At 68.8% G+C, this 14,494-nt stretch carries 18 protein-coding genes; 4 read left to right on the plus strand and 14 right to left on the minus strand.

Going from position 1 to position 14,494, the window contains the following annotated elements; genetic code table 11:
- Positions 1–849, plus strand: coding sequence for a tRNA glutamyl-Q(34) synthetase GluQRS (gluQRS, locus tag ACK4I0_RS02375; protein WP_409607625.1), 849 nt, complete (start codon positions 1–3; stop codon positions 847–849).
- A gap of 1 nt (position 850) precedes the next feature.
- Here gluQRS and ACK4I0_RS02380 read toward each other — a convergent pair whose 3' ends face one another.
- On the minus strand, positions 851–1,867 hold the full coding sequence (locus tag ACK4I0_RS02380; RefSeq protein WP_409607627.1) for a polyprenyl synthetase family protein: 1,017 nt from the start codon (positions 1,865–1,867) through the stop codon (positions 851–853).
- 194 nt (positions 1,868–2,061) lie between these two features.
- Between ACK4I0_RS02380 and ACK4I0_RS02385 the strand changes: the two genes are divergently transcribed.
- The gene (locus ACK4I0_RS02385) at positions 2,062–2,745 is read left to right on the plus strand and encodes a tRNA1(Val) (adenine(37)-N6)-methyltransferase (RefSeq protein ID WP_409607718.1); all 684 of its coding nucleotides are present in this window, start codon (positions 2,062–2,064) and stop codon (positions 2,743–2,745) included.
- Between the two features lie 3 nt (positions 2,746–2,748).
- Here ACK4I0_RS02385 and ACK4I0_RS02390 read toward each other — a convergent pair whose 3' ends face one another.
- The 6 genes from ACK4I0_RS02390 to crcB form a co-directional block, all read right to left on the minus strand.
- Positions 2,749–3,048 carry a winged helix-turn-helix domain-containing protein gene (locus tag ACK4I0_RS02390; RefSeq protein WP_409607629.1) on the minus strand — a complete coding sequence of 100 codons (300 nt, stop codon included), beginning with the start codon at positions 3,046–3,048 and terminating at the stop codon, positions 2,749–2,751.
- The gene (locus ACK4I0_RS02395) at positions 3,045–3,494 is read right to left on the minus strand and encodes a hypothetical protein (protein ID WP_409607631.1); all 450 of its coding nucleotides are present in this window, start codon (positions 3,492–3,494) and stop codon (positions 3,045–3,047) included. Before ACK4I0_RS02395 ends, ACK4I0_RS02390 begins: the two co-directional genes overlap by 4 nt.
- Positions 3,495–3,573: 79 nt before the next feature.
- Positions 3,574–4,338, minus strand: coding sequence for an ATP12 family chaperone protein (locus ACK4I0_RS02400; RefSeq protein ID WP_409607720.1), 765 nt, complete (start codon positions 4,336–4,338; stop codon positions 3,574–3,576).
- A complete protein-coding gene (locus tag ACK4I0_RS02405) occupies positions 4,335–5,012 on the minus strand; it encodes an HAD family hydrolase (RefSeq protein WP_409607633.1) in 678 nt (225 codons plus the stop codon). The genes ACK4I0_RS02400 and ACK4I0_RS02405 overlap by 4 nt, the downstream gene beginning before the upstream one ends.
- The gene (locus ACK4I0_RS02410) at positions 5,009–6,004 is read right to left on the minus strand and encodes an RluA family pseudouridine synthase (RefSeq protein ID WP_409607635.1); all 996 of its coding nucleotides are present in this window, start codon (positions 6,002–6,004) and stop codon (positions 5,009–5,011) included. Before ACK4I0_RS02410 ends, ACK4I0_RS02405 begins: the two co-directional genes overlap by 4 nt.
- A complete protein-coding gene (crcB, locus tag ACK4I0_RS02415) occupies positions 6,001–6,387 on the minus strand; it encodes a fluoride efflux transporter CrcB (protein WP_409607722.1) in 387 nt (128 codons plus the stop codon). Before crcB ends, ACK4I0_RS02410 begins: the two co-directional genes overlap by 4 nt.
- Positions 6,388–6,431: 44 nt before the next feature.
- Between crcB and ACK4I0_RS02420 the strand changes: the two genes are divergently transcribed.
- Positions 6,432–6,872: a DUF2214 family protein gene (locus ACK4I0_RS02420; RefSeq protein ID WP_409607637.1), complete on the plus strand. Its 441-nt coding sequence runs from the start codon at positions 6,432–6,434 to the stop codon at positions 6,870–6,872.
- 4 nt (positions 6,873–6,876) lie between these two features.
- Here ACK4I0_RS02420 and ACK4I0_RS02425 read toward each other — a convergent pair whose 3' ends face one another.
- From ACK4I0_RS02425 to ACK4I0_RS02440, 4 genes are all read right to left on the minus strand, one after another.
- The gene (locus ACK4I0_RS02425) at positions 6,877–7,380 is read right to left on the minus strand and encodes a CC0125/CC1285 family lipoprotein (protein ID WP_409607639.1); all 504 of its coding nucleotides are present in this window, start codon (positions 7,378–7,380) and stop codon (positions 6,877–6,879) included.
- Positions 7,381–7,413: 33 nt separating this feature from the next.
- Positions 7,414–8,160 (minus strand): RluA family pseudouridine synthase, encoded by a 747-nt coding sequence (locus tag ACK4I0_RS02430; RefSeq protein WP_409607641.1) that lies wholly within the window; start codon positions 8,158–8,160, stop codon positions 7,414–7,416.
- Positions 8,161–8,169: 9 nt separating this feature from the next.
- Positions 8,170–8,622 carry a hypothetical protein gene (locus ACK4I0_RS02435; RefSeq protein WP_409607643.1) on the minus strand — a complete coding sequence of 151 codons (453 nt, stop codon included), beginning with the start codon at positions 8,620–8,622 and terminating at the stop codon, positions 8,170–8,172.
- Positions 8,623–8,690: 68 nt separating this feature from the next.
- The gene (locus ACK4I0_RS02440; RefSeq protein ID WP_409607645.1) at positions 8,691–10,007 is read right to left on the minus strand and encodes a replication-associated recombination protein A; all 1,317 of its coding nucleotides are present in this window, start codon (positions 10,005–10,007) and stop codon (positions 8,691–8,693) included.
- A gap of 67 nt (positions 10,008–10,074) precedes the next feature.
- Between ACK4I0_RS02440 and ACK4I0_RS02445 the strand changes: the two genes are divergently transcribed.
- Positions 10,075–10,488: a VOC family protein gene (locus tag ACK4I0_RS02445; RefSeq protein WP_409607647.1), complete on the plus strand. Its 414-nt coding sequence runs from the start codon at positions 10,075–10,077 to the stop codon at positions 10,486–10,488.
- Between the two features lie 9 nt (positions 10,489–10,497).
- Here ACK4I0_RS02445 and ACK4I0_RS02450 read toward each other — a convergent pair whose 3' ends face one another.
- From ACK4I0_RS02450 to ACK4I0_RS02460, 3 genes are all read right to left on the minus strand, one after another.
- Entirely contained in the window at positions 10,498–11,874 is a 1,377-nt protein-coding gene (locus tag ACK4I0_RS02450; protein WP_409607649.1) for a trypsin-like peptidase domain-containing protein, read from the minus strand.
- Between the two features lie 78 nt (positions 11,875–11,952).
- Positions 11,953–13,194 carry a TCR/Tet family MFS transporter gene (locus ACK4I0_RS02455; RefSeq protein WP_409607651.1) on the minus strand — a complete coding sequence of 414 codons (1,242 nt, stop codon included), beginning with the start codon at positions 13,192–13,194 and terminating at the stop codon, positions 11,953–11,955.
- A gap of 55 nt (positions 13,195–13,249) precedes the next feature.
- On the minus strand, positions 13,250–14,473 hold the full coding sequence (locus tag ACK4I0_RS02460; protein ID WP_409607653.1) for an ectonucleotide pyrophosphatase/phosphodiesterase: 1,224 nt from the start codon (positions 14,471–14,473) through the stop codon (positions 13,250–13,252).
- Positions 14,474–14,494 lie beyond the last annotated feature (21 nt).

Below are 14,494 nucleotides of genomic sequence, written 5' to 3' on the forward strand. Positions count from 1 at the left end.
TTGCTCGTCACCCGCTTCGCCCCCTCCCCGACCGGCCGGCTGCATCTGGGCCACGCCTATTCGGCGCTGACCGCGTGGCGGGCTGCGCGTGATGCAGGCGGACGTTTCCTGCTGCGCATCGAGGACATCGACCCTACCCGCTGCCGGCCCGAATACGAGGCGGGGATTCTCGAGGACCTCGCCTGGCTGGGCCTGGACTGGGACGGGCCGGTGCGGCGTCAGTCGGATCATCTGGACGACTACGCCACAGCCATTGAACACATGCGGGCGCGCGGCCTGCTGTACCGGTGCTTCCGCACCCGCAAGGAGGTCGCCGCCGTCATCGGCGACGCGCCCCATGGCCCCGTCGAGGCTGTGCGTCCCGGACCCCACGTGGCGGACGAGGAAGCCCGCCTTCTGGCCTCTGACCGGCCCTTCGCCTGGCGGCTCTCGCTGGATCGCGCGCGCGAGGCGCTGGGAGAAGAGGCCTGGGCCGCCCTGTCGTTCAGTGAAACCGGCCAAGGTCCCAACGGCGAGACCGGCCGCTTAGCGGCGCGCCCGGAAACGGCGGGGGACGTCATCGTGGCGCGCAAGGACGCCGGCGTCGCCTACCACCTCGCAGTCACTCACGACGACGCCCTGCAGGGCGTGACCCAGGTGATCCGAGGTGAAGACCTGTTCGAGGCCACGCACATCCAGCGTCTAATCCAGGCCCTGATGGGCTGGCCCGCGCCGACCTACCGCCATCACCGCCTGCTGAGCGGACCGGACGGTCGTCGCTACGCCAAGCGCGACCGCTCGGTGACCCTGGCGGAGCTGCGCGGCGATGGCGTAACCCCGGAACAGGTGCGGACGCGGATCGGCCTGTAGGTCAGGCCGCGCGGCTGACGGAGAAGTCGGCCAAACGTTCCAGGGCCTCACGCCATTCGCCAGCGGGCAGCACGCTCAGCGCCGCCTTGGCCTGGTCAGCGTAGTCGCCTGCCAGATCCAGGGTCGCGCCTACCGCGCCGGTGCAGATGATCAGTTCGCGCGCGCGGCGGAAGTCATCCGGCGCGCGCTCGCCCTTGGTGACGGTGCGTTCCCAGAAGGCGTCCTCGCGGCCGCGCGTGCGCTGGACCGCCAGCAGCAGCGGCAGCGTCGCCTTGCCCTCGTTGAAATCGTCGCCAGCGTTCTTGCCCAAGGCCTCGGACGCGCCGCCGTAATCCAGGGCGTCGTCTGCGAGTTGGAAGGCCACGCCCAGCGCCATGCCGTAATCGCGCAGGCCCTTAACCGCAGCTTCGTCGGCGCCCGCCCCCACCGCGCCCGATTCTGCGGCCGCCGCGAACAGCTCGGCCGTTTTGGCGCGGATGATCTGCAGATAGGTAGCCTGATCCAGGTTCAGATCGTGGGCCCGCGTCAGCTGCAGCACCTCGCCCTCGGCGATGACGCTGGAGGCATGGGCCAAGGCGCCCAGCGCGCGCATGGAGTCCGTTTCGACCATCAGCTCGAAGGCGCGAGCGAACAGGAAGTCGCCGACCAGCACCGACGACGCCGCGCCATAGATCAGATGCGCCGCGACCTTGCCGCGCCGCATCTCCGACCCGTCGACAATATCGTCGTGCAGAAGGGTGGCGGTGTGGATGAACTCGACGGCAGCGGCCAGCTTGCGCGGGGCGGCGATCTCGTCGGTCGCGCCCGAGGCGCGGGCCGCCGCCACGGTTAGAAGGGGACGCAGCCGCTTGCCGCCCGCTGCAACCAGATGTTCGGCCAGGCGCGGGATCACCGGCACGTCGGACTGCATCCGCTCCAGGATCAGGGCGTCGACCGCCGCCATGTCGACCTTGGCCAGACGGGCCAGGGCCTCCACATCACCCTTGGCGCGGGGAGCGGCGACGGTTGCAGCGTCCAAAGGAAAACTCTTTCACCACCGAGGCGGACGTCGTTGCGCCCGCAAAAACGATACGCCGGCTTGCCCGGTCGCGATGCGGCGCACAATGGTGGCGCGCCCCCCATGGGTCAAGAAGGATCGCCGTGTCAGACCCGTCCTCTTCCGCCACCGAAAACGCCGTCGAAAGCCGACTGCTGGACGGTCGTGTCCGCCTGATGCAGCCTGAACGCGGCTACCGCGCCGGCATGGACGCCGCCCTGCTGGCGGCCGCCGTCGAGGCGCGGCCCGGCGAGCGTCTGATCGAAGCCGGATGCGGGGCCGGCGCGGTGCTGATGCAGTTGGCGAAACGGCGGCCCGGCGTCAGCCTAACCGGGCTGGAGCGCGAAGCCGACGCCGCCGGCCTAGCGCGCTGGAACGCCACAATGAACAGCGCGCCGGCGGAGATCATCAGCGGCGACGTCTCCGCCGGCTTTCGCGCGCTCGAGCTGGACCGTTTCGACTGGTCCGTCTCTAACCCGCCCTTTTTCGATGACGCGAACGCCCTGCGCGCGCCCGCCGAGGGCAAGCGCGCCGCCTGGATGGCCGACGACGGACTGAAGGCCTGGACCGATTTCTTGCTGGCGGCGACGAAGGACGGCGGTCGCATCGTCGTCATTCATCGCGCCGACCGCCTGGCCGACCTGCTGGCGCTGTTGGGCGCCAAGGCCGGCTCGTTCGCCATTCGCCCGGTCCAGCCCCACGCCGACGAAGCCGCAAAGCGTGTGCTGTTCCAGGCCGTTCGGGGCGGCAAGGCCCCGCTGCGCCTGCTGCCGCCCCTGATTCTGCATGACCGCTCCGACGCCAAGCATACGGCTGAGGCCGAGGCGATCCTGCGCGGCGAAGCCTCGCTGTTCTTCTGACCCTCAGACCGGCAGGGTCGCGGCGGCCAGTCGGTTCAACTCGGCGACGTGGGCGGTGAAGGCCTGACGCCCCGCCTTCGTCAGGGCCGCCCAGGTCCGTTGCCGACCTTCGCGCGCCGCCTTGGACAGAGTGACATAGCCCGCCTCCTCCAACTGCTTCAGGTGTTTGGACATGACGGAGTCCGACACTTGTACCGCCTCCTTCAGCACCGTGAACTCGGCCTCGTCGACACTGGACAGGATGGCGCAGAGTTGCAGTCGTCCCGGGGCGTGGATGATCGGATCGAAGGCCGGCGCAGTCACTGCCCCTCCTCCGCCAACTCCGCCTTCCAGGTCCTCATCCACAGCCGCCCGCCCACGACCGCCGCCGTGAAGCCCAGCGCGAAGGTGATCAGACCGCCCCAGTGCATCCCGTTGAAGCGGAACCACAGAGACACGCCCATCAGGGCGATCAGCAGCACCGCCAGGCCAATCGCCACCCAGCGCGCCCGACGCGGTGAATAGCCGTTGACCCAGTAGCCCATCTCCTTGCGCCAGGCCTGGATCGCCAGAACCAGGCCCGCCATGGCGAAAACCAGCACTAGCCCCGCCCACAAGGTCGGCAGCGCCTGACCGCCGACCATGGCGCCGCAGATCGCGCCGTAGCCCAAGTCCCAGGACAGCGGATAGCGCGTATCCTTGACGATCCCCGCGCGGGCGGCGGTGATGGAGGCCAGTGCGTCCTGCGGGCTCTGATTGTCGTCGGTCATGGTGCCTTCCTCACTTTCCACAATGGAAAATGAACCAGACTTTCCACATTGGCAAGTGAAAACTTTCCGATATGGAAAGTTAGGTGCGCAGCGCCTCGAACCATCGCTGCAACAGCACGGCCTCGTCGCGGCGGGCGGCGGCGCGCTCGGCGGCCTCGGCGTCCTGACCCCACTGCTCTTCCTGGAAACGTTCCTCCAGTCGCGAGATTTCAAACGCCTCCTCGGCCGACAGAGCGCCGCTATGCATCGCCAAACCGAGCACCGCCGATCCGAAAAGCGGCACGACCGTCGCCAAACCCGTCAGGGCGAAGTCGTCCAGTTCCAGCGCCAGCGCCTTCACCCGCGACAGGGACTCGGCTGGCTGGGCGCGGTGCACGATGCCCTCAGCCGGATGCAGCGCGACGCCCAGTTCCCGCGCCGCCCACTCACGCCAAGGCGTCCACTCGCGCGCTTGGCGTTCGATCAGACCGGTCGGTGCCTCAGCGATGTAGCAGAGGGCGTCCGAGCCCGCGTAGGCGGCGATCTCGTCAGCCACCGGCTCGCGGGCCTGGCCAATGCGGTCGATGGCGGTGGAGGCTAGGCGGGTGGCCGGCATGGTCGCGGGGGCCAGATGCTCGCCCTGAGCGTTCCACTCATCCGCGACCAGCTGCGCGGCGGCTTCGGTCGGCAGGACCAGCGCGGCGCCGGCCGGCGTCTTGGGCGCGCGGCCGTCCAGCAGAACGATCCAGCCGCCGTCACGCGCCTCCGTGCTGGCGGTCTTCCAGAAGCGCTTGATGCGCTCTTCGGACTCGCGAAAGCCCTTTCGGGCCGCGACGTTGGGATCCAGAGGCGGAATATGCATCAGGCGGTCTCGAAGGCTTGGACAGCGAAACGGTCGAGCGCGGCTTCCAGGTCAGGCCAGTCCGTCGCAACCAGCGCCGCTCCCGCGGCCAGTTGCTCCTCGACGGTGTTGAATCCCCAGGCCACGCCATAGGCGGGCACGCCTGCGTTCACCGCCATGCGGTGGTCGTGACCAGTGTCGCCGATCATGACCGTAGTGGCGGCGCAGGCCCGACAGGCGGTCATGGCCGCGCGCAACATCGTCGGATCCGGCTTGCCCGGCCCGTCCTCCGCGCAGTGGGCCGATATGAAGGTGTCGCCCCACCCGGCCCGCGCCAGGTTCCGCACCACGCCACGCCGGTTCTGCCCCGTCGCCAAGGCTAGCCGCCAGCCGTCTTTTCGAAGACGGCGCAGCATGTCGTCGACGCCCGGATACAGCGGCTCTTCGCGCCCCGCATCGTAATGGGCCCGGAAATAGGCCTGAAAGCCTGCTACGAACCGATCCAGCGCCGCGTCCGGGATGTCAGGCGCCAGCGCGCGCATCGCGACCGGCAGCGACAGACCCACGGTCTGGCGCACTTCGTCATAGGTCGGGTCCGGCAGTCCCACCGCCCGCGCGCCGGCCGCCGCCGCCTCGTGGATCAGCACTCGGCTGTCGACCAGGGTGCCGTCGATGTCGAAGACCGCCAGAGGCCTCAACGCAGGCGCCTCACTCCGGCGAAGGGGTCCTCGTCCGCCTCGTCTTCGGAAAAGCCGAAGTGGGCGAAGCCGGCCTTCATCTCGGGGCTCAGCGGGGCCTCGACGATCAGCTTGCCGCCGCCGGGGTGATCCAGCTCGATGCGTCGAGCGTGCAACTGCAACCTCAGCGGCCCGCTCAGCTCGGCCGACTGCTCGGTGCCGTATTTGGGGTCGCCCAGGATGGGATGGCCGATCGCAGCCATGTGGGCGCGCAGCTGGTGGGTCCGGCCGGTGAAGGGCCTCAGCGCCATCCAGGCCGCGCGATGCGCCGCCCGGCTGAGCGTCGCATAGGCGGTCTCGGCCGGCTCGGCGCCGTGGTCCTTGGGATCGGCGGGCCGCATCATCTCGAAGTCGTTGATGCCGGTCTTCTTCAGCGCCAGATCGACCTGGCCGGACACAGGCTTAGGGTTGCCGATGACGATGGCCCAATAGGTCTTCTTGGCCTGACGCCGCGCGAAGGCGCCGGCCAGCCGCTTGGCCGCCTCGGGCCCCTTGCCCAGCAGCAGCACGCCCGAGGTGTCGCGGTCGAGCCGGTGCACCAGACGCGGCCGATCCATCCCCTCGCCCCAGGCCGACAGCAGGCGGTCGACGTGCTTGGTGGTCTTGGTGCCGCCCTGCACCGCCAGGCCGTGCGGCTTGTTCAGGGCGATGACCGAGTCGTCTTCATACAGCACCAGCGACTTGGCGTAGGCCACGTCGCGCTCGGTCAGTTCGTGCTTGTCGCCCGGCTGGCGCGGATTGGCGTCGGGCAGAGGCGGCACGCGGATCGCGGCCCCGGCGGTCAGCCGATCCTGCGGCTTGGCGCGCGAGCCGTCGACGCGGATTTGGCCGCTGCGAGCCATCTTCTCGACCTGGATGTGCGACAGGTGGGGCCAGCGGCGCTTGAACCACCGGTCAAGGCGAATGCCGTCTTCGGCCTCGGCGACGTACAGGGTCTGGACTTCGCGGCTCATGCGAAGGCCCTCCGCGCCAGCCAAAGCCCGACAAACAGCGCCCCGATTGCCACGACCACCGAGCCGGCGACATAGGCGGCAGCCAGCGCCAGCTCCCGGCGCTGGATCATCAACGCCGTCTCCAGAGAAAAGGCCGAAAAGGTGGTGAAACCGCCCAGCAGACCGACGGCGGCGAACAGGCGAACACTCTCCTGCCCTGCGGTCCCGCGCAAGGCCAGCCAGCCCGCCAGCAGACCCATCAGCAACCCGCCGATGGCGTTGACAGCAAAGGTGCCCCAGGGCCAGCCGCCAATCCCGCCCCAGCGCAAGGCCACCATGCCCACGCCATAGCGCGCCATGGCCCCCAAGGCCCCGCCGCTCGCCACAAGCAGAAAACGTGTCATCATCGGCGGCTTATTACAGAGGCTGCACCGAAAGCGAAGCCGCCATGCCCGACCTGCTGCTCGCCATCCTGCATCATGTCCTTGTGTTCGGCCTGTTCGGGATGCTGGTTCTGGAACGCGCCCTGGTGTCGGCGCCCGTCATCGACACCCGCCGCCTGGCGCGCATCGACGCCGGCGTCGGTCTGACATCGGCGCTGGTCTTGGGCGTCGGCGTGGCGCGGGTGGTGTGGGGCGGAAAGGGGTGGAGCTTTTACGAAGCCAACCCCTTCTTCTGGGCCAAGCTGGCGACCTTCCTGCTGATCGGCCTGCTGTCGATCACCCCGACGCTGCGCTTCATGCGCTGGGCGAAGTCGGCGCGCGACCAGCCTGATTTTCAGCCTGCCTTCGTCGAGATCAAGGCCACGCGAATCCGACTTGCGCTGATGACCCTGATGTTCATCCCACTGCTTGGCTTCGCCGCCGCCATGGCGCGCTGGCCGTTCTAGAGGCTCAAAGACCTCTGCGAGCGCCAACCGAGTCCTGCACGCCGCGCGCATCATAGGCGTTGGGTCGGTCCGGGCGCTGGCCCCGGCCCATAAGCACCTCCAGCGTGGTCGAGGTCGGCGACGGACCGCTGAAGTTCAGCCCCAGGCCCACGCCGACGCCGGAGGCGGAATAGCCGCCATAGCGACCCGAGCTGTAGCCGACACCGACCGAGGGACGCACGCCGCCGGCGCTGTCGGGACGGCCGTCGATCCAACGCTGGGTCACCTCGAACCAGTCATAGCCCTGCTGGGTCGTGAGCTCCGCCGCCCTGAGCAAGGCCAGATCGGCCACGGGACCCGGCGCGCCGACGCCATAGTAGTTCACCCGGAACCGGTTGGACTCGATCCGCTGCTCGGTGAAGCCCTGCCCGCCAGCCGAGGTTTGCGGCCCATACGGCGCTAGGCTCGCGCAGGCGGACAGAGCCAGGGTCGAGGCGGCGAGGATCGGCAGAATGGCGAGGCGCTTCATGGCGTTGTCTCCGGTTTTCACCAGATTAGCGCTTCATGCCCCCGGTTCGTTCCCCGCCAGTCCAGCAGCGCGCATCGCCGCCTGGAAATCCTCCGGCGGAGGGGCAGTGACGGTCGTGCGCTCGCTGGTTTCGGGATGCGGAAAGCTGAGCGACGCTGCGTGCAGCATGAGACGCGACGCCGCACGTCCGCCGAACGTCAGCGCGCCGCCATAACGCACGTCGCCCACCAGCGGCCGCCCGATCGAGGCCATGTGCACCCGAAGCTGGTGCATCCGCCCCGTCACCGGCGACAGCTCCACCAAAGCCCCATCCTCACTGGCCGCCAAGGTGCGATAGCCGCTCTCGGCCCCTTGGGCGCCGGGGGCGTCAAAAGCCACGACGCGCATATAGCTTTCGCGCCCGATCTCTTCGCGGCGCAGCGGGGCGGTGATGCGCCCGTCGCGCGGCTGGGGCGCTTCGGACACCAGCGCCAGATAGGTCTTGGATACCTTGCGCATCTGGATCGCCTTGCCCAGCGCGCCGGCCGCCGGCTTGGTCTTGGCCGCCAGAATGACGCCCGAGGTGTCGCGATCCAGCCGATGCACCAGCTCGGGCCGTTTGCCGTTCGAGCGCATGAAGGCCCACAGCAGGTCGTCCAGCGTATGCGCCTTGATCCGCCCGCCCTGGCTGGAAAGGCCCGACGGCTTGGCAAACGCGATCAGATGCGCGTCCTCGTGGATCACCCACGAGCGGACGGCGGCGATGTCTTCGGGGCTCAGGTCGACGGGTGCGCGGGTCACGCGCCGGGGTTAGCGCAGCACGCCGCGCTTCGCCATGGCCAGCGCGTACCAGAGCAGCAGAGCGGCGATCAGCAGAATGCCGTAGGGCATCCACTCGGTGACCTCCATGCCAACCGGCGGCGCCGGCGGCGGGTCGACCAGCTTGCCGTAGATCAGGCTGATCAACGCCCCCAGAAAGGACAAGGCCAACGCCACGACCGCCCAGCGCGACCGCGCCATCAGCAGGATTGATCCGAGCACCGCGCCCCAAACACCAAGAATCCACGGCCCGTACATCCAGGCCGGCAGGGCCTCATAGTAGGCGATCATATCCTCGCTCATGCCCATGGCCCGCATATAAGCCTCGCCACGGGTGGTGGTCTGGATGAAGTCCCAGGCCCCGAAGGCATTCCAAAGCAGCGACAGCACGCCGACCAGCCACAGATGCCACGGCGCGCGCGGATGGCGCATCATCTCGATCATCGCCCCCTCCCCAGGAGTTCCGATCCCGACGCTAGACCCAAGTCGAGGGGGTTAACAATGAACGGCGTTCAGTTTTCCCCATTGTCGCCCTGCATCCGCGCCCGCATTTCGGCCCAACGGTCCAGCCGCGACTTGATCTTTTCCTCGTGGCCCTCGCCCTTGGGCTTGTAGAAGACGCGCCGCTCCATCTCGTCGGGGAAGAAGTCGGCGCCCGAGAAACCCTCGGGCGTGTCGGGGTCGTACTGATAGCCCTTTCCGTAGCCCAGCGACTTCATCAGCTTGGTCGGCGCGTTGCGGATATGGGCCGGCGGCATCAGGCTGCCGGTTTCGTGGGCGGCGCGCTTGGCGGCCTTGAAGGCTTCGTAGACGCCCACGGACTTCGGCGCGGTGGCGAGATGCACCACAGCCTGGGCCAGAGCCAGCTCTCCCTCGGGACTGCCCAGGAAGTGGTAGGTGTCCTTGGCCGCATTGGCGACCAGGATCGAAAGCGGGTCGGCCTCGCCGATGTCCTCGACCGCCATGCGCACGATGCGCCGCGCCAGATACAGCGGATCTTCGCCGCCGTTCAGCATCCGAGCCAGCCAGTAGAGCGCCGCGTCGGGGTCCGAGCCGCGCACCGACTTATGCAGGGCGCTGATGAGGTTGTAGTGCTCTTCCCGGCTCTTGTCGTAGGCGGGCGCTCGGCGCTGAAGCACGCCGGCCAGGGCCTGCACGTCCATAGGCTCAGTCTGCGGCAGGTCGAACAACACCTCGGACATGGTCAGCAGATAGCGGCCGTCCCCGTCGGCCAGCGCCGCCATGGCCTGACGCGCCTCGGGCGTCAGCGGCAGCGGCCGGCCCTCGTGCGCCTCGGCCCGCGCCAGCAACTGATCCAGCGCCGCGTCGTCCAGCCGCTTCAGCACATAGACCTGCGAACGCGACAGCAGGGCGCCGTTCAGCTCGAAGCTGGGATTCTCGGTCGTGGCCCCGACCAGGGTGACCACCCCCTCCTCCACGAAGGGCAGGAAGCCGTCCTGCTGGGCGCGGTTGAAACGGTGGATCTCGTCAACGAACAGCAGGGTGCTCTGCCCCGCCGCGCGCCGCACCCGCGCCTGCTCGAACGCCTTCTTCAGATCGGCCACGCCCGAGAAGACGGCGCTGATCTGCTGGTACTGATAGCCCGCGGCCTGAGCCAGAAGGCGCGCGATGGTGGTCTTGCCGGTGCCCGGCGGGCCCCACAGGATCATCGAGCCCAGTCGGCCGGCCTCGATCATGCGCCGGATGGGCCCGCCCTCGCCCAGCAGATGATCCTGGCCCACCACCTCATCCAGCGTGCGGGGGCGCAGCCGGTCGGCCAGAGGCGCGTCGGGCGGGTGGATGCCGGAGGCTTCGAACAGATCGCTCATGAGCTGTCAGAGATAGGCGGTCGCCGACGGCTTTTCACGCGTTAGCATCGCATGCACGGAGGAAATCATGTCCGACGACCATAACGAACAGGGCCCGACCGGCGGCGTCACCCCGCACCTGACCATCCCCTCACGCGGGGGCCAGGCGGCCAGCGAGTTTTACCAGCGCGCCTTCGCCGCCGTCGAACTGACGCGTAAGTTGGCCGAGGACGGCGAGCGGCTGATGCACTGTCACCTCCGCATCAACGGCGCCAGCGTCATGCTGAACGACGAATTCCCTGAGTATCACGGCGAAGCCGACATCAAGCCCAAGGGCGTGACCCTGCATCTTCAGGTCGCCGATCCCGACGAGTGGTGGGCGCGTGCGTTGGCCAACGGGGCCGAGCCGATCATGCCGATGGAGGAGCAGTTCTGGGGCGACCGCTACGGCCAGCTGCGCGACCCCTTCGGGCACCTGTGGTCGATCGGCGGGCCCGCCTAGCGCTGACGCCTAGGGCAGTCGGCCCGTCAGTTGTCGCCCGCCGCGGACGATCACCAGCTCGGACCCGCGCCGCGCCTGACCGATCACCGCCAGCGAGGTCGCGGCCCGGCCGTCCACCGAACGAATCAGGTCGCGCGGCCGCAGACCGATGCGGGCCGGCACGCTGCCGCTCGTCACGCCGGTGACGACCACGCCGTTGGTGAACGGATCTCCGCCCAGGCGGTCGGCCAGCGCGGGGTTCAGCGGCACGCCGCGAATGCCGGCCAGCGCGCCTTGCGACACGACCTGGCCGTCGCCCGGATCGGCGTCGCCCGGCAGGGTGCTGACCCGCGCGTCCAGAGTCTGGTTCCGACCATCGCGCAGAACGGTCACCCGCACCGTGTCATTGGGCGAACGGGTGCCGACGCGATAGTTCAGCCCGCCCTGATCGTTGACCTCGCCGCCGTCGATGGCCGTGATGACGTCGCCTTCGCGCAAACCGGCGCGCGCGCCTGGGCCGTTGGCGTAGACGTCGGTGACGATCAGCCCCTGCGGTCGCTCAAGCCCCAGGCTGCGCGCGATGTCGGATGACACCGTGTCGCCGCGCACGCCCAGCCACGGCCGCACCACGCTGGACGCGCCGCCGACCGCGCTCTCCACCACGCGCCTGACCATAGCCGCCGGAACCGCGAAGCCCACGCCGCTGGACGAGCCCGTGCGCGAGAAGATGGCTGTGTTGATGCCGATCAGGTCCCCATCCATGTCCACCAGCGCCCCGCCCGAATTGCCGGGGTTGATGGCCGCGTCGGTCTGGATGAAGGAGCCGGAATCGGTGATGCCGGTCTCGGTTCGGTTCAGGGCCGAAATGATGCCGTTGGTCACCGTCTGGCCGACGCCAAACGGGTTGCCGATGGCCAGGACCAGGTCGCCGATCTGCTGTTCTTCCTGGTCGTCGATCCGCAGCACGGGCAGGTCGCCGTCGACCCGCTCCAGCTGAAGCACGGCGATGTCTGACCGTTCGTCGGCCAGGAGGACGCGCGCGGGGAATTCACGCCGGTCGTTCAGGGTGACGCGGATTTCTTGCATGCCCTGGATGACGTGATTGTTGGTCACCACCACGCCGTCGGACCGCACGATGACGCCCGAACCGACCGAGCCGGTCTGACGCTGACCGGGAATGCCCCAGAAGGGATCGCGAACCTGCTGCACGCCACGCGCGGCGATGTTCACCACGGCCGGCGCGGCCTGTCGCACGACCGGGGCGAAGCTGGACTTCATCGACGCGGCGTCGGCCGGCAGCTGGCGCGGAGCCTCGGCGAAGACGCCTTCCTGGGCCTTTGAGGGCTGCGGCTGGCCGCAGGCGGCCAGACCCATGGCGGCGGCGATGGCGATACAGGAAGGCTTCATGGTCATCCGTCGATCAGGCGAAAAACAGCGTCGCCATTCCGCAACGCTTTTCCGGCGTGATCAAGGCGGCGCGGCGCCTCAAACGGACGCGGCCTCCGCGCGTTCCGCCTGCCGCGCGGTGACCCAGCCGATCCCTGCCGCCATCAGCAGCACGATCGCCGCCAGATAGAAGGCCAGGCCCGGCAGATGGATGGGTGAATCCGCCTCCGTCGAGATGGAATAGATCCAGCCGAAGAACAGCGGCGACAGCACGCCGGCGATGGACGCCACGCTCATGTTCGCGCCCTGCAGCTGACCCTGCTCGTCCTCGCCCACGCGGCGCGTCATCAACGACTGCAGGGTGGGCATGGCCAGCCCCCAAAGGGCGTTCGGCAGCATGGCGACGATGAAGGCCACGCCCGTCGGCGCCCAGCCCATCAGAGCGATGCCGACCGTCCCGCCGAACAGGCCGAAGATCATGGTGGCGCGGTCGCCGAACCGCTTCGAGATCGGGCCGACCAGCACGCCCTGGACGATCATGTCGAGTACGCCGACCAGGGCCAGAAGCGCCCCCACCTGCCACGGACCCCACCCATAGCGCAGCCCGGCGTAGAGCACGAACACCGCCGAAAAGACGTGGTGGGCGAAATAGAGCAGGAAATTCACGACCGCGAGACCGGCCAGTTCCGCGTGCCGCTTCAGCAGCATCATGGCGCCGACCGGATTTGCGCGCCGCCAGCTGAACTTCATGCGCCGCTCGATCGGCAGACTCTCGGGCAGGATGAACAGGCCGTACAGGAAGGCCACGCCCGACAGGGCCCCCGCCACCCAGAACGGAACCCGAGGGCCGAACTCGCCCAGGAATCCGCCCATCACCGGCCCCAGCACGAAGCCACCCGAGAAAGCCGCGCCGATTAGGCCATAGGCCCGCGCCCGCTTCGCCGGCTCGGTTATGTCGGCCATGTAGGCGTAGATGGTGGTGAAGCTGGACGAGGTGACGCCCGCGATCAGCCGCCCGACCGCCAGCCACCACAGGTTCGGCGCCAGCGCCATCAGCGCATAATCGACCGCCAGGCCGGCGCAGCTGATCAGGATGACCGGCCGGCGCCCATACTGATCCGACAAGGATCCGATCACCGGCGAGGCCAGGAACTGCGCGCCCGCCCACAGCGCCACGAACACGCCGTTCAGCAGGCCAGCGCGCGCATTGGAGCCGACGAACTCCTCGATCAGATGGGGCAGCACGGGGATGACGATCCCCATGGCGACGATGTCGAGCACGGCCGTGACGAAGATGAAGGCCAGCGCCGCGCGCCGGGCCTTGGGATGCAGGATGGACATGGCCGCCGCTCTCTAGCTCAAGCCGCGGCGGCCGTCGTGCACAAGCTGTCAGGCGTTACTGCGCCATGACCGCCAAGGTGTCCTGCGGTCGGCCGTCGCCCGCCGGGACCTCGATGCCCAGCAGGCGGCCCAGGAACGGCTGCACGTCCACGCTGTCCAGATCGGTCAGGGTCCGGCCCCGCGCCACGCCCGGTCCGTGGGCGATGAAGATGGCCTGCATCTCGGGCGACTGGTTGTCATAGCCGTGCGCCCCGCCCTCGCGGGTCACCGGCCGCGCGCGCGTGGCCAGCAGCCAGCCGGTTTCGGCCAAACAGACGACTTCGCTCACCCTGGCGTTGCGGCCGAAGGCCAGGCGCGCCGGGATGTCCGCCTTGCGCCAGCACTCCAGATGCGGCCGCGCGCCCAGCACCGCCGCCTCAACCTCGGCGCGGCGGCCTTCGATGGGGTTCAGGAAGGTGACCGGGCCGGAATAGACGATCTGAACCGCCTCGGGATCGATCATGTCGTCCAGATACAGCGTCCGATCAGGCGAGGTCGCCGCCATGCCGTGATCGGAGACGATGACCAGTACGGTGCGCTCATAGAGCCCTCTCGCCTTCAGCCCCTCGACCAGCCGTCCGATCGAGGCGTCGACCGACCGCACCGCCTCGCGCGTCGCCGTCCCGTCCGGTCCGTGGCGGTGACCCGCGGTGTCAACGATGTCGAAATACAGGGTGCTGAAGCGCGGCTGCTGGCCCTCGGGCAGGTCCAGCCAGCCCAGCACGCGGTCGACCCGCGCATCGCCGGGCATCGACTGGTCGAACCTGGTCCAGTGCGTCGGCCGCACGCCCCGGATCTCGGCCTCCGAGCCCGGCCAGAACATGGTGCCGGTGACAACGCCTGCGTTCTCGGCCGTGACCCAGATCGGCTCGCCCTGATCCCACCAGCGGCGGTCGGTCACCGCCGCAGCATTGCCCAGACTGAAACGGCCTAGTTCGGCGTCCACCATATTGTTGGCCACAATGCCGTGATTGTCCGGATGAAGGCCGGTCACCAACGTGTAGTGATTGGGAAAGGTCACCGTCGGAAACGACGGCCTCATGGGCCCGCTGGCGCCCTCGGCAGCTAGGCGGGACAGGACCGGCGTATCGCCACGCGTCAGATAGTCCGGATGGAAGCCGTCGATCGAGACCAGGATCACCAGCGGCCGCTCGGCTTGATCGACGACCCCCTGGGTCGGTGCGCTGGCGCAGGCGGCGAGGGCGAGGGTCAGGGCCAGTCCGGCCAGACGGTGAAGCACGTGATACTCCGTAACAGCTGT

The organism is Brevundimonas sp. (assembly GCF_046295775.1).
Lineage (GTDB): Bacteria > Pseudomonadota > Alphaproteobacteria > Caulobacterales > Caulobacteraceae > Brevundimonas.

What these genes read in the sequence shown, in the direction of transcription:
- ACK4I0_RS02445 (WP_409607647.1), top strand. Translation starts at nt 10,075, where the DNA reads ATGTCCGACGACCATAACGAACAGGGCCCGACCGGCGGCGTCACCCCG.
- ACK4I0_RS02440 (WP_409607645.1), bottom strand. Translation starts at nt 10,007, where the DNA reads ATGAGCGATCTGTTCGAAGCCTCCGGCATCCACCCGCCCGACGCGCCT.
- ACK4I0_RS02420 (WP_409607637.1), top strand. Translation starts at nt 6,432, where the DNA reads ATGCCCGACCTGCTGCTCGCCATCCTGCATCATGTCCTTGTGTTCGGC.
- ACK4I0_RS02450 (WP_409607649.1), bottom strand. Translation starts at nt 11,874, where the DNA reads ATGAAGCCTTCCTGTATCGCCATCGCCGCCGCCATGGGTCTGGCCGCC.
- ACK4I0_RS02385 (WP_409607718.1), top strand. Translation starts at nt 2,062, where the DNA reads ATGCAGCCTGAACGCGGCTACCGCGCCGGCATGGACGCCGCCCTGCTG.
- ACK4I0_RS02425 (WP_409607639.1), bottom strand. Translation starts at nt 7,380, where the DNA reads ATGAAGCGCCTCGCCATTCTGCCGATCCTCGCCGCCTCGACCCTGGCT.
- ACK4I0_RS02410 (WP_409607635.1), bottom strand. Translation starts at nt 6,004, where the DNA reads ATGAGCCGCGAAGTCCAGACCCTGTACGTCGCCGAGGCCGAAGACGGC.
- ACK4I0_RS02395 (WP_409607631.1), bottom strand. Translation starts at nt 3,494, where the DNA reads ATGACCGACGACAATCAGAGCCCGCAGGACGCACTGGCCTCCATCACC.
- ACK4I0_RS02455 (WP_409607651.1), bottom strand. Translation starts at nt 13,194, where the DNA reads ATGTCCATCCTGCATCCCAAGGCCCGGCGCGCGGCGCTGGCCTTCATC.
- crcB (WP_409607722.1), bottom strand. Translation starts at nt 6,387, where the DNA reads ATGACACGTTTTCTGCTTGTGGCGAGCGGCGGGGCCTTGGGGGCCATG.
- ACK4I0_RS02435 (WP_409607643.1), bottom strand. Translation starts at nt 8,622, where the DNA reads ATGATCGAGATGATGCGCCATCCGCGCGCGCCGTGGCATCTGTGGCTG.